The organism is Hymenobacter sp. BT491 (assembly GCF_014349165.1).
GTDB lineage: Bacteria > Bacteroidota > Bacteroidia > Cytophagales > Hymenobacteraceae > Hymenobacter > Hymenobacter jejuensis.
This window is the reverse complement of the sequence record NZ_JACSJJ010000003.1, coordinates 187398-200428: the sequence shown is the minus strand read 5'-3', so window position 1 is coordinate 200428 and position 13031 is coordinate 187398. Positions and strand designations below refer to the sequence as shown.

Sequence of the window (13031 nt, the reverse complement as noted above, 5' to 3'; positions counted from 1 at the left end):
TAGTTATATCTTATTTTATTTAGCTAGGTTAAACCATCAAACCTGCTTTTAATTTAATTTGTAGTCGGCCAGTTGCAGCTTTAGGCCGACACTCTCTTGTTTTACCGGTCAGGATGCAAAACATTCATTCTGTTTTGTATTAAAATCTCAGTCCGGCATTTTTCACTCTAACCGGCCCAGTGGGTCAACCTCTAATGAAACAAAAATTTCTACTCACCCTTGTGTGGTTCCTGTTGCTGGCGACAGCGGCGTGGGCCCAGACCAGGACAGTAAGTGGTCACGTAACCGGAGCCGATGGTTCTGGACTGCCTGGGGTAACAGTGCTGGAGAAAGGCACTACCAACGGCGCCAGCACCAACGCTAGCGGCGAGTTTTCGCTCACTGTTCAGCCTAATGCAACCTTAGTAGTAAGCTCAATTGGGTACACTACCCAAAACGTTGTGGTCGGCAATCGTTCGACCGTCGACATTACTTTAAAGACCAACGACGTACTGCTCAGCGAAGCAGTCGTGGTAGGTTATGGTACCCAATCGAAAGCTGACTTGACGGGTGCTATCACGCAAGTGTCGGGACGTGAGGTGCAGAACGCACCCGTACCGAGCTTCGAGCAAGCCATCCAGGGCAAAGCAGCCGGCGTTTTTATCGAAAATAGCAGCGGCAAGCTGGGCCAAGGCATCAAAGTGCGGGTGCGCGGAACAAGCTCCGTGAGCGGTGGCACGCAGCCGCTGTACGTTGTAGACGGCATTCCGATCATTTCGGAAAACCAATCGGGTACTTCTGCTGCAACCAACCCGATTGCCGACCTGAACCCAAACGATATTGAGAGCATCAGCATTCTGAAAGATGCCTCAGCCTCAGCTATTTACGGTTCGCGGGCATCTAACGGTGTTGTGCTGATTACCACCAAGCGTGGTAAGGCCGGTGGAACAAACTTCACTTTAGGCTACCAAACAGGCCTAAGTGAGCCTACCCACCTCAAGGATTTCTTGAATGCCCAAGAATACGTAGAGCTCATCCGTGAGGCCGGTGCAAACCGCAGCGCTTCGTACCTAGCTAACACCGTTGAGGCTCGCCTACGCCGTTACTCGGCTGGCAACGACGACTACAAAACCGGTGCTGTCAACGTTGATTGGCAGAAAGAAGCTTTCCAGCGTGCTCCCTTCAGCCAGTACGACCTGAGCACGAGCGGTGGCAATGATAAGACTCGCTACTTCGTGTCTGGTCTTTACAGCGACCAGAAAGGCATTATTATCGGCAACAAGTTTGAGAAGATCAGTGCTCGGGTAAACCTCGACCATAAGGCAACTGAACGCCTGACCATGGGCTTGAACTTTGGCTTGAGCCGTACGCGCAACAACCGTATTTCGAACGACAACGCTTTCAGCACACCTATTCAGATAGTGGCGCTGTCGCCCATCACGCCGCTGATCGACCCACGTACTGGCCTAGCCAGCGGCGCTCTCGATCTGGCTACCGGCTTGCCCAACATCAACTATCCGGTTTACTACAACCCGATCCTGAGCTACATCGGCCAGAGCTACGTAGCTACTACGTACCGCAGCCTAGGCAACGCATTTGCCCAATACGAATTTGTACCTGGCTTGACATTCCGCAGCGAACTAGGAATCGACCTGTTGAACCAGGATGAGGATGCCTATTATGGCCGGATCACGTACCGCAACAGCGGCCCCAACAACGGCGATGCTTTCAACCGTCGCGTAATCAACGGCCGCTATACGACCAACAACTACCTCACTTACCGCAAGACTTTCGCCGAGAATCACTCGCTCGAAGTCGTTGGTGGTATGGCTTACGAAGAGCGTAAGCTTAAGACAAGCAGCGTATCGGGTCAGCAGTTTCCCAGCGATGCCTACACCAAGATCTCAGGTGCGGCCATTATTAATGCCGGCTCTACGAACGAAACAAGCAGCGCTTTGCTGTCTTACTTCGGCCGCGTAAACTATGCTTTTGCCAACAAGTACTTGGTTAGCGCAAGCTTCCGCGCCGATGGTTCGTCGCGTTTTGGGGTGAACAAGCGCTATGGCTATTTCCCAGCTGCTTCAGTAGGTTGGGTGATCACGGAGGAAGACTTTATGAAAGACCAAACTATCCTGTCTTTCCTGAAGCCTCGCGTCAGCTACGGCATCACGGGTAACCAAGACTTCGGTGACTTTGTGTCGCGCAACCTGTATGGCCCAGCTGCCTACGCCGGAGTCCCCGGTCAGGCTCCTACGCAGATCGGTAACCCTGATCTGAAATGGGAAACCACTGCTCAGGCGGACGCCGGTCTGGAATTTGGCTTCTTGGGTGGCCGCATCAGCGGTGAGGTAGATATCTACCAGAAGAAAACGAAAGATTTGGCCCTGTTCGTAAACGTGCCTGCTACCAGCGGTTTTACGCGTCAGTTCCGCAACGTTGGTAACCTGAATAACAAAGGCGCTGAATTCGTAGTGAACACGCGCAACCTAGAAGGTGCTTTCACTTGGAATACCAGCATCAACGCTTCTACTAACCGCAACAAAATCACCAACTTACAAGGACAGGTGATTGAGGGCGGCTTCCTAAACCGTGCTGTTGAAGGCCAGCCTATCGGTGTATTCTTCGGTAAGGAATATGCCGGCGTAGATCCTGCTAACGGTGACGCCCTGTTTTATCTGAACACCCCGAATGCCGATGGCAGCCTCGACCGCACCAAGACCAACGATTACGACGCCGCTCAGCGCGTAATCATCGGTAACCCTAACCCCAAGTGGACGGGTGGTGTAACCAACACCTTCGGCTTTAAGGGCATCGACTTCAGCTTTACCTTCCAAGGTGTATTCGGCAACGACATCTACGATGGCGGTGGCAAATTCCAGTCGGCTAACGCCAGCAACGGCTACGACAACCAGACCAAGGATCAGTTGAAGCGTTGGCGGAAGCCTGGTGATATCACCAACGTGCCCAAGCCCGTATTCTTTGACCCCAACGGTACGGCGGGGGTAGGCGAATCGTCGCGTTACATCTCTGACGGCTCCTACGTTCGCCTCAAGACCGTGACGCTGGGCTACAATCTGCCTTCTTCGCTTGTTAAGGCCGCGCACCTCCAGTCTACTCGCATTTACGTGAGCGGTGTGAACCTGCTGACGTTTACGGATTACAAAGGCTGGGACCCCGAAGTGAATGCCGACTATCTGGCTGGCAACATTTCGCAAGGAAACGATTTCTACTCGGCTCCGCAGGCCAAAACTTACACGATTGGCGTCAACATTGGTTTCTAAAAGTCCGTCGGACTTTTGCCAGAAATCAACGTGTTCTGACACTTTCTACTTCGAATCGATAACATGAAGAAGATATTTCATTCTCTAGCGGTAGCCTCGCTGCTGCTAACGGTACCGCTGGCCAGCTGCGACAAAAAGCTGGACATCAACCCCAAGGACTCCATAGACGCTGCCAATGCCCTCAATACATCCGCCGATGTGGAAGCAGCATTGGTAGGCGCTTACGACGGCCTCAGCGACAATGATTTGTACGTGGGCAACATCCCCTTCATTTCGGAATTGCTGGCCGATAACGGCGAAATTGACTTTGTGGGCACGTACGTGCAGCCGCGTCAGTTCTTCCAGAAATCGGTGTTGGTCAACAATTCGTTTGTGGCCGGCGTTTGGAACAATGCTTACAACACCATCAACATTGCCAACAACGTGTTGGCTAATCTTGACAAGGTTACTGCTTCACGTAAAGACCGCGTAGAAGGCGAAGCCAAGTTCCTGCGCGCAGCCATGCACTTTGAGCTGGTTCGTTTGTTTGGCAAAGACTGGAACGATGGCAGTCCACAGTCTAACCTAGGTGTGCCGTTGGTACTGACTCCAACCAAGCAGCTTGACGCTTCTGTGCAGGTGCCACGCAATACGGTGGCCGAAGTCTATGCTCAGGTAATAAAGGACTTTCAGGATGCCGAAGCTAAAATTCCGGCTTCCAACGGCTTCTTTGCTACCAAAGCTTCCGCCGCTGGTATGCTGGCTCGCGTGTATTTGCAGCAAAGCCGCTTCGCCGATGCTGCCGCTGCTGCTAACCGCGTCATTGCTTCGGGACGTTACTCGCTGGTAAGCTCCTATGCCGATGAGTTTACCACGACGACCAACACCTCGGAAGACGTTTTCGCAATGCAGGTAACCTCGCAGGACAACACCACCGACAACCTGAACTCGTACTTCTCGGGCTCGCAGCGCGGTGATATCGAGGTGCTGCAACCGCACCTCGACCTGTACGGACCAACGGACGAGCGCGGCGAGTTTTTCGACGCGCCTTACTCCCTGAAATTCGATCAGCAATACGGTAACGTTAAAGTGATGCGTTTGGCAGAAATGTACCTCGTGCGCGCCGAAGGCAACTTCCGCGCGGGTGGGACGCCCGTAGGTGCTACGCCGCTGGCCGATGTAAATACGGTTCGCGCTCGCGCCGGCGCTACCCTGCTGACTGCGGTAACGCTTCCGCAAATCCTGCTGGAGCGCCGCAGAGAGCTGGCCTTCGAGGGCTTCCGCCTCCACGACGTAAAGCGCAACAAGGAAAACGTTGGCACGCTTCCCTATAACTCGCCACAATTGGTGCTGCCGATTCCGCAGCGCGAATTGGACGTAAACCCCAATCTGAAGCAAAACCCAGGCTACTAAGCCCGGCCATTTTACCAACAAAAAAAGGCCACCGCGAGCATCGCGGTGGCCTTTTTTATATATGGTTGATAGTCAATTATTTATCCGAGAGCAGCACTTGCGGAGTGGAACGTCCGCCTCCCATGATGATGACTTTGCTGTTGGGGGAGGTGGCAATCTCTTTGTTGGCTTTGATCATTTCGTATTGCAGCAGTTTGTCGCTGAGTTCCGCATTGAGGATCTTCTGGTAATCGGCGATGCCTTGGGCCTCGATGCGCTTGCGGTCGGCTTCCTGACGCTCTTTCTGCAACACAAACTGCATTTTCTGCGCGTCCTGTTCGGCGGAGATCTTGCTTTCGATGCTGCGCTTCACCGATGCCGGCAGCTGAATGTTACGAATAAGCAACTGGTTGAGCTGTAGCCCGTTCTTGCGAAAATCCTTCTCGATGGTATTGTAAATGCGCGTCTGAAATTCATCGCGGCGGGTCGAGTACAGGGCTACTGCATCGTAGTACACCGCGTTGTCGCGGATGCGGGTGCGCGTGATCGGCCGCACGATTTTATCCTGATAATCTTCGCCGATGGTGGCCAGTATTTGCGGCGTCCGGTCGGGCACAGCGTGGTAGAGCACCGTGAGGTCGATGACAACCTCCAGCCCATCGGCCGAGAGCACCCGGATGGCATCGTCGCCGGACTGCTGGCCCTCGCCATGCTGCGCCGACATGGTATAGTTCTGGGTGCGGGTGTCGAAACGCGTGACTTCCGTCAGCGGGTTGATCAGGTTAAGGCCGCTGGGCAACACCTGCGGCTGTACTTTTCCAAAGAGCGTCTGGACGCCCACTTGGCCCGCATCTATCTGTACGACAGTGCTCAAGGCCAGTCCTAATACAATTAAGGTAAGCCCGGCAAACAGAAGCGTACCCCGAAACCGCTCGAAGTTGTAAGAGATTTTGCCGGCGTTGAAGCCCAGAATGAGCAGTACAAAGCCAAAAAACAAGAGGGTCATATCCCTGAATAAAAGGTAAACCGATACGGTCGGCGGTCGGGCTAACCGGGCGTCAGGCTTGCGTGAACAAGGGCTGAAAACGCCGAAAAGGTAGTGGTTTAGCTTTCATTCTGAAGCTCTGGGCCGCAACTTGGCGTTGCGGCCGGGCTAGCCTAGTCTTCGTCTTCTTCCTCGCGCGTAAAATCCAGCTCTTGGGCCACCGCCAGTGCATCCTCAATTACTTCATCCATAGCAGGTTGCGTATCGGCGTCGAGGGTGCGCTCGAAAAGGTGGAGCACTTGCTCGCCATCTTCGTTCACGTAAAGATTTGTGAAAAGGCGCTCAAACAGCTTGGCATCGCGCGTGATGATGTTGTCGATCTCGGCAGCCGAACGGGCACCCAGCGCGCGGTGCAGCAAATCGAGAACATGGCGACTTTCTTCGTGGTCGCCGAGGTCGGCCAGCATCTTCATAAGTGCCATCGCAACACCCAAGCGCACTCGCTCAAAACGGAAAGGCCGCTCCGTGCCGCTCGCTTTGGTAAAAGTAATGTAGGCTGCTTTTTCGGCGTCGGTGAGGTAGTACGCCGCTTCAGCCTCCGTTGAGAAAGCAATTTGCAACAACTCCTTGTAATGTAAGTTGCTCATAATTAATTAGTTATGATTATTGCGCGAGTCGCTTAGTTTCAGCGAGGCTCAGCAAAAAAGTCGAATGGGCGGGCAAAAACGTAACCCCAAGTGGCAAAGGTACGATTGGAAAGGATGAGGAAGCGTGCGCATTTGCGAAAGCCTAAGGCTTCGGCGACCTTCTCTATTGCTGCGTACCATACATTGTTGAGCTTAAATCCACATTCCTATGACACACAAAACCAAATGGTTAGCTTTTGCCCCCAGCGGCTTGGTAGTGATTGGCTTCGGTGCCTGCCTGATTCAGTGGGCCACTAGGTTGAAAGAGAAAGGTGCGCCCACGGGCGAATGGGTCGCCGCTGGCACACTGGCCTTGGGCGTCTTCAATTCGGGTATTTCGTTGTTTGGCCGCGGCGTGGCGGAAAGCGTACTCTACCAGATTCGTGAAAAGGATAAAGAACCAATCAAATAACATAAGTAATTGATTAATAGGCTTTTATAAAAAGCCCGTCGGTATTGTCGACGGGCTTTTTCGTGGACGCAGGTCATGATGTGATTTAGGAAGGTTTATAGGAGCAAAAGCAGTTTGATTTGGAGGATAGATTGGTGCACCGCAAAGGGCGTTTGTGAGAATTAATGCGGCGTAGTGCGGGTATTGCGGCGAGCGTTGCGTTATTTCAGCTTTTACAATGTCTTCTTTACCCTTTACTTTCTTCTGATGACGAAACCATTTCCTTTCTGGCAGGCTTCTCGTCGCGTTCTGACATCCGGTAGCTTTTGGCTTGTCGGGTTGCTGATGCTGTGTTGGGCCTCCACTTCTTACGGTCAGAATACGGCGGCCAGCGACGCGGGAGCGCTGCAAACGCCCGATCAGTTTTTGGGCTACAAATTAGGTAGCCGCTTTACCACGCATGCCGATTTGCTGCGCTACGTAGACCACGTAGTCCAGCATTCGCCTGGCCGCATGAAATTGCAGCGCTACGGCCAGACCTACGAAAATCGTCGGTTGGAGATTGTGCAGGTTGCCACCCCCGACAACATGACGCATCTGGAGGACATTCGGCGCAACAACCTGCGCCTAGCCGGCCTGGAAGGTGGCTCGCCGCTGCGCCAACAGCCGCCGGTGGTATGGCTGAGCTACAATGTGCACGGCAACGAGTCGGTTTCATCCGAGGCCGTGATGCAGGTGCTCTACGACTTGGCCAACCCGCAAGACCAGCAGATGCAGCAGTGGCTGCAAAATGCCATCGTTATTATCGATCCGTGCGTCAATCCCGACGGCCGCGATCGGTATGCGATGTGGTACAACCGGGTGCACAACCAGATGCCGAATGCTTCGCCGTATTCTTGGGAGCACCACGAGCCGTGGCCCGGCGGGCGCTACAACCACTACTACTTCGACCTAAACCGTGACTGGGCCTGGCAAACGCAGCAAGAAACCCAGCAGCGCATTGTGCTCTACAACCAATGGCTGCCGCAGGTGCACGCGGATTTTCACGAGATGGGGCCCAACAACTCCTACTACTTTTCGCCCGCGGCCAAACCGTTTCACGCCGACCTGACGGCTTTTCAACGCAAGTTTCAGAATGTAATTGGCGACTACAACCGTCAGGCTTTCGACAAGAACAACTGGCTCTATTTCACGCGCGAAACCTACGATCTGTTTGCCCCGACTTATGGTGACACGTGGCCTTCTTTCAACGGAGCCATTGGCATGACCTATGAGCAGGGCGGTGGCGGCCCGGCCGGCATCGCGTACGCCCGCAACGACGGCGATACGCTCACGCTCGCCCAGCGCATTGCGCACCACCACGCTGCCAGCCGCGCCACCATTCAGGCTACGGTCGAGCACCGCGACGAGATTATCCGGGAGTTCCAGAAGTACTACGAGCAGGCGCGCACCAAGCCTCAGGGCGAATACAAATCATTTGTGCTATCGGGCGCCAGCGATCCGGGGCAAGTTAAGGCCTTGACGCAATACCTTGACAGACAGCAAATTAAATATGGGTATGCGCCAAAACGTGTGAAAACCCGTGGTTTCAATTACACATCGGGCAAAACCGAAAGCGTGCAGATCGAGCCGCGCGACGTGGTGGTGAGCATGTACCAACCCAAATCGACACTGGTGAAGGTGCTGTTTGAGCCTCGGGCGGCCCTTGAAGACTCGCTTACTTACGACATCACGGCGTGGTCGCTGCCCTATGCCTTTGGCCTAAAAGCCTATGCGTTACGCGATAAGCTGGACGCTTCGGGCAAAGCGCCTTCCGCTGCTACGGTGAAAGGCAGCGGCGCCAGCAGCGACAAGCCGTATGCTTACCTGGCCCGCTGGAATGGCTTGCAGGACGTGCGCTTCCTGGGGCATCTGCTGTCGCAAAAGGTAAAAGTCCGGGTGGCGGAAGAAGCATTTGAGTCGGAAGGGCAAAAGTATATGCCTGGTACCCTGATTATTACGCGTACCGGCAACGAAAGCCTGGGCGCTCGTTTCGATCAGTTGGTTCGTGCCCAGGCCGATTCGGCGGGCGTAGTGGTACAGGCCATAAAATCGGGCTTTTCTACCACGGGCGGCGATTTGGGCTCGGGCTCGGTACACTTTGTCAAGCAGCCCAACGTAGCCGTGGTGAGCGGGCAAGGCGTCGATCCGACGGCATTTGGCGAAGTATGGCACTTTTTCGAGCAGCAGATTGGCTACCCGATCACGGTGCTGGGCTCCGATTATCTGAGCACGGTGCCGCTGCAAAAATTCGACGTGCTGATTCTGCCCGATGGCGACTACTCCGACATTTATCCCGAACGCAATCTTGAAACCCTGAAGGCGTGGGTGCGCGGCGGCGGCAAGCTAATCGCACTGGAAGGCGCTTCACGCTTTCTGGCCAACAAAAAGGATTTCCTACTCAAAACGAAACCTGCGGACTCGGCTGCAACCAAAAAAACCGATCCGTACAAGCTGCTTCGTCGCTACGGCGACGCCGACCGCAGCCGGGCCGAAGATCGGGTGCAAGGCAGTGTGTACCGCTTACAGCTCGACAATACGCACCCGTTGGCCTTTGGCTACGGCGATACGTATTTTGCGCTGCTGCGCGAGCCGCTCAACTATCGCTTTTTGGGCGAAGGCGGCTGGAACGTAGGTGTTCTGAAAAAGAACAGCTACGCGGCTGGATTCACGGGCGTGCTAGCCCGCAAGCAGCTGACCGACACCTTTGTGCTGGGCTCGCAAAGCCTTGGTCGTGGGCAAGTTGTGTACATGGGCGACAACCCCCTGTTCCGGGCTTTCTGGCAAGGCGGCAAGTTGCTGTTTGGCAACGCCGTGTTCTTGGTTGGCCAGTAAAAGCTGTAGACGTTAGGACATAAAAAAAGCCCCGTCAGAATCCTGACGGGGCTTTTTTGCAGCAGAAAGCGGTAAGATACTACAGCTTCTTTGCTTCTTTTTTTACGGCGTTGGCGCCTTTCTTTACGGCGTGGCCTGTCTTTTGGGCCCCTTTCTTCACGACGTGGCCCGTTTTGGTGGCTGCTTCTTCGGTGCCTACTTTGGTGTCGTGCACTACTTCGCCGGCTTTGGTGCGGCCCGTGCGGGATTCCGTTTTCACCGTGCCGTTATCGCGGACGGTGGTAGTAGTTTTGGCACCAGTCGCCGAGTTGGTCTGAGTAGTAGTAGTCTGGGCAAAAGCAGCACTTGAGAAAGCTACTGCAGCGAGGAGCATGATTATTTTTTTCATGATTTCTGATTAATTAGTTGAGTTGTTCTGCAACAACACACCCTTATACGCTACGGAAGAAATAAGTTGTATTGCGAAGCTCAACAGTCGGCTAAAGCGCCGAACATCAAAGCTTAAGGCAACAGCAAAGAGCTGTCTCCGTAGCTCAGAAAACGATAATCGTGGACCAGTGCGTGGTCGTAGAGCTGGCGCCAGTTGGGGCCCACCAAGGCCGCTACCAACAGTAACAGCGTGCTTTCAGGCTGGTGAAAGTTCGTAATCAGGCCCTGCACTACCCGAAAGCGGTATCCCGGCGCAATCAGCAGCTGGGTAGAGGCCTGCAACACATCAGTGCCCGCCCGGTCGAGGTACGCCAAAAGGGCTTGGAGCGCTTCTTGAACGGAGGGCTGCGGGCCGCTTTCGTAAGGCTGCCATTGGTGTACTTGTAGCGCGTTATTTGTAATACCTTGATTATAAAATAGTTGTGATCCAAGCCAATATAAGCTTTCCAGCGAACGCAAGCTGGTAGTGCCTACCGCAATAATTGGCTTGGGTGCGTGTGCCAGCAAATGCAGCAACACTTGCCGTTCGACCGTAATGGGCTCGGCGTGCATGGGGTGCTCGGCCATCCGATCCGCTTTCACAGGTTGAAACGTGCCGGCTCCGACGTGCAGTGTCAGGCGGGCCGTGTCGATGCCACGTTGCGCCAAATCGGCAAATACCTTGTCGGAAAAGTGCAGGCCGGCCGTGGGGGCGGCTACGGCGCCTTCGTGGGCTGCATACACAGTCTGGTAGCGTATCGCATCGGCGTCCGTATCGGTGCGGTTGAGGTAGGGCGGCAACGGCAAATGACCAGCCTGGCGCAACACTTCGGCAAACGGAAGTTCGGCGGGCGTCCAGCTAAAACGAATGAGGGAGTAGCCTTCTACTGCCGCTTGGCGCTCGGCAGTAAGCGTGGCGGGCTGGCCATTGGCTTCAAACTCCAGCAAGACCGGCCCGGTTTTCCAGCGTTTGCCGTTGCCTACGAGGCACTTCCAGACGCAGCTACCCGTCTGTTGCATGGCTGGCTCAATGGCGCGGTGCGGCGCAACGGGCTCTAAGCAAAACAGCTCCACCACGCCGCCAGTAGGCTTATGCGCAAACAGCCGCGCCCGAACGACTTTGGTATCGTTGAACACAAGCAGGGCATCGGGAGGCAGTTCGCTGGGCAAATCTTGGAAACTACGATCGGTAATTTGGCCTGTGCGGTACACCAACAACTTCGATTGGTCGCGGTCGGGGAGGGGCTCTGGAGCGATGCGCTCGGCGGGGAGCTGATACGTGTAATCGTGGATGGAAAGCTGACGCGGATCGGGGAAAACATACATAGCTGCAAAGGTACGGCGAGCCGCGCGCTTGGCCTCATGGCCTGCTGCGGAGGGCATCTGAAATGCAAAAAGCTCCTCTTTCAGCCGAAAGAGGAGCTTCGAAAGCTGGTGGCTGCTATAGGTTTAGCGGCCTTTGCCAAAAAACATCAGGTGTTGCTGGGGCAGCGTTTCCACGCTCTGTTCGAACTTTAGCCCAACAGCTTCCAACTCTTTCCGTGCCTGGGCCACGCTCATTTTGTGTACGCGCTTGATGGGCACTTCCGAGTCCTCAGCACGGTACTCCACCAACGCTACGCGCCCCGTTGGGGTGAGCGATTTGCGAATGGCCTGCATCATCTCCCGCGGGTGATCAAACTCGTGGTAAGCATCCACGATGAGCACCAGATCGACGCCGTTATCGGGCAAATTGGGATTTTGCACGGTGCTCAGTACCGGCTGCACGTTGCTGACTTTGGTACGAGCGGCAGTCTGTTGCAGGGCCGTGATCATCTCGGGCTGAATGTCCACGGCTAGTACTTTGCCTTGAGGTACTAACTGGCTGATTCTGAAAGAGAAGTAGCCCGTGCCCGCCCCGATGTCAGCGACTACGTCGGTGGGTTTTAGATGCAGTTCGTGCAGCAAAAGGTCAGTGCCTTCTTCCTGTTGGCGGTCGGCCCGCTCCAGCCAATCGGCACCTTCGTGGCCCATGACGTGCGCAATCTGGCGGCCGTAATAATACTTGCCGATGCCGTTGGGGTCGGCAGCCGTGTGGTACGAGTAACCCACAGAATCGGCGGCCACACGCACACGCTGGTCGGCAAAAGATACTGAGGAACTCTCGGAAGGCGGCTGGGTGCAAGCCGAAAACAACAGCACGCCGGGCAGAAAGGCGCGTAGCAAAAACACTGGTAAAAAAGCCATTAGCAACGAGCAGGATGATCTTATTCGATCTAACATTCGTGGTAAGTGATGCGTTCGGTTTGGGTGCGGAGAACGCTTTCTGGTTGATATTAGGAATAGGAAAAACTGTATACAAAGGCAATTATTGCTTATAATTCGGTCCGAAAGCCTCTTTTTTCAATTTTCTTCGACTTTTGCCGCTGTCGTTCGTACAGAAATTCGTTCCCAATTCTTTCACCTAACCCTTCCTTTTCCATGAAACACTTGTCCGGACTCCTCAACAAGCTTACTGCTGTAGCTGCCTGCGCCATTGCGCTCAGCAGCTGTAATCGCGCCGAGTATGCCATGCTGCCCAAGACCTCGTCGTACCACGGTACCACGACCGCGCGCGCAGTAGCTGCTACGCCTGCCAATCAGCCTGAGACCCCAGTGGCCGCCGAAGAAGCAGCCGTAGCGGCACCTGAGCCAGCGCCCGCAGTAGCCGCCGCTCCTGCCCCGGCCAAGATGGCTCCGGTAGCCAAAGCAGCTGCCCTGGCTAAGTCGCAGACTGCTGCTCCCAAGCTGAACTTGGTGCAAAAGGCGCTCGTGCAGAAAGCTGTGAAGAAAGCGGACAAAATGATGAGCAAGATGCAGCTGAAGAAGCACTCGGAAGTAGCTTCGGCGGATGATGCTAACGCACTGAACCATAACATCCGGACGGGTATCATCCTGTTGCTGATTGGCTTGCTGTTGTCGCTCTTTACCGGCATCAGTGGCATCTTCGGCGTGTTAGGCGGCATCATCGCCATCATCGGTATCGTGCTGATCATCCTAGGCTTGCTCGACGAAGTATAAGCCAGCTTTAACCAAAC

Annotated in this window: 10 protein-coding genes; 5 read left to right on the top strand and 5 right to left on the bottom strand. The window is 54.7% G+C overall.

What is annotated here, in order from left to right; genetic code table 11:
- Positions 1-194 precede the first annotated feature (194 nt).
- Together H9I52_RS12370 and H9I52_RS12365 are read left to right on the top strand one after the other, a co-directional pair.
- Complete coding sequence (locus H9I52_RS12370) at positions 195-3260, top strand: SusC/RagA family TonB-linked outer membrane protein (RefSeq protein ID WP_139516274.1); 3066 nt, start codon at positions 195-197, stop codon at positions 3258-3260.
- A gap of 63 nt (positions 3261-3323) precedes the next feature.
- Positions 3324-4652, top strand: coding sequence for a RagB/SusD family nutrient uptake outer membrane protein (locus tag H9I52_RS12365; RefSeq protein ID WP_139516275.1), 1329 nt, complete (start codon positions 3324-3326; stop codon positions 4650-4652).
- A 76-nt stretch (positions 4653-4728) separates the two neighbouring features.
- On the opposite strand, the gene H9I52_RS12360 is transcribed toward H9I52_RS12365, so the two are convergent.
- Together H9I52_RS12360 and H9I52_RS12355 are read right to left on the bottom strand one after the other, a co-directional pair.
- Positions 4729-5637 carry a prohibitin family protein gene (locus tag H9I52_RS12360; RefSeq protein ID WP_187454136.1) on the bottom strand — a complete coding sequence of 303 codons (909 nt, stop codon included), beginning with the start codon at positions 5635-5637 and terminating at the stop codon, positions 4729-4731.
- A 152-nt stretch (positions 5638-5789) separates the two neighbouring features.
- Complete coding sequence (locus H9I52_RS12355; RefSeq protein WP_187454135.1) at positions 5790-6263, bottom strand: hypothetical protein; 474 nt, start codon at positions 6261-6263, stop codon at positions 5790-5792.
- Between the two features lie 208 nt (positions 6264-6471).
- Between H9I52_RS12355 and H9I52_RS12350 the strand changes: the two genes are divergently transcribed.
- Both H9I52_RS12350 and H9I52_RS12345 read left to right on the top strand, forming a co-directional pair.
- Positions 6472-6714: a hypothetical protein gene (locus H9I52_RS12350; RefSeq protein WP_187454134.1), complete on the top strand. Its 243-nt coding sequence runs from the start codon at positions 6472-6474 to the stop codon at positions 6712-6714.
- A 246-nt stretch (positions 6715-6960) separates the two neighbouring features.
- A complete protein-coding gene (locus H9I52_RS12345) occupies positions 6961-9567 on the top strand; it encodes a M14 family metallopeptidase (RefSeq protein WP_262386059.1) in 2607 nt (868 codons plus the stop codon).
- Positions 9568-9646: 79 nt separating this feature from the next.
- Here the strand turns inward: H9I52_RS12345 and H9I52_RS12340 are convergent, their stop codons facing one another.
- The 3 genes from H9I52_RS12340 to H9I52_RS12330 all read right to left on the bottom strand — a co-directional run bounded on the left by H9I52_RS12340 (position 9647) and on the right by H9I52_RS12330 (position 12201).
- A complete protein-coding gene (locus tag H9I52_RS12340) occupies positions 9647-9955 on the bottom strand; it encodes a hypothetical protein (RefSeq protein WP_139516279.1) in 309 nt (102 codons plus the stop codon).
- Positions 9956-10068: 113 nt separating this feature from the next.
- A complete protein-coding gene (locus H9I52_RS12335; RefSeq protein WP_316248036.1) occupies positions 10069-11358 on the bottom strand; it encodes an S-adenosylmethionine:tRNA ribosyltransferase-isomerase in 1290 nt (429 codons plus the stop codon).
- Positions 11359-11424: 66 nt separating this feature from the next.
- Positions 11425-12201: a class I SAM-dependent methyltransferase gene (locus H9I52_RS12330; protein ID WP_187454132.1), complete on the bottom strand. Its 777-nt coding sequence runs from the start codon at positions 12199-12201 to the stop codon at positions 11425-11427.
- Between the two features lie 234 nt (positions 12202-12435).
- Here H9I52_RS12330 and H9I52_RS12325 point away from each other — a divergent pair, with 234 nt between their 5' ends.
- The gene (locus H9I52_RS12325) at positions 12436-13014 is read left to right on the top strand and encodes a hypothetical protein (RefSeq protein ID WP_187454131.1); all 579 of its coding nucleotides are present in this window, start codon (positions 12436-12438) and stop codon (positions 13012-13014) included.
- Positions 13015-13031 lie beyond the last annotated feature (17 nt).

Excerpts from the sequence above, each read along its gene's own strand:
- H9I52_RS12370 (WP_139516274.1), top strand. The coding sequence starts at position 195 with ATGAAACAAAAATTTCTACTCACCCTTGTGTGGTTCCTGTTGCTGGCG.
- H9I52_RS12365 (WP_139516275.1), top strand. The coding sequence starts at position 3,324 with ATGAAGAAGATATTTCATTCTCTAGCGGTAGCCTCGCTGCTGCTAACG.
- H9I52_RS12360 (WP_187454136.1), bottom strand. The coding sequence starts at position 5,637 with ATGACCCTCTTGTTTTTTGGCTTTGTACTGCTCATTCTGGGCTTCAAC.
- H9I52_RS12355 (WP_187454135.1), bottom strand. The coding sequence starts at position 6,263 with ATGAGCAACTTACATTACAAGGAGTTGTTGCAAATTGCTTTCTCAACG.
- H9I52_RS12350 (WP_187454134.1), top strand. The coding sequence starts at position 6,472 with ATGACACACAAAACCAAATGGTTAGCTTTTGCCCCCAGCGGCTTGGTA.
- H9I52_RS12345 (WP_262386059.1), top strand. The coding sequence starts at position 6,961 with ATGACGAAACCATTTCCTTTCTGGCAGGCTTCTCGTCGCGTTCTGACA.
- H9I52_RS12340 (WP_139516279.1), bottom strand. The coding sequence starts at position 9,955 with ATGAAAAAAATAATCATGCTCCTCGCTGCAGTAGCTTTCTCAAGTGCT.
- H9I52_RS12335 (WP_316248036.1), bottom strand. The coding sequence starts at position 11,358 with ATGCCCTCCGCAGCAGGCCATGAGGCCAAGCGCGCGGCTCGCCGTACC.
- H9I52_RS12330 (WP_187454132.1), bottom strand. The coding sequence starts at position 12,201 with ATGGCTTTTTTACCAGTGTTTTTGCTACGCGCCTTTCTGCCCGGCGTG.
- H9I52_RS12325 (WP_187454131.1), top strand. The coding sequence starts at position 12,436 with ATGAAACACTTGTCCGGACTCCTCAACAAGCTTACTGCTGTAGCTGCC.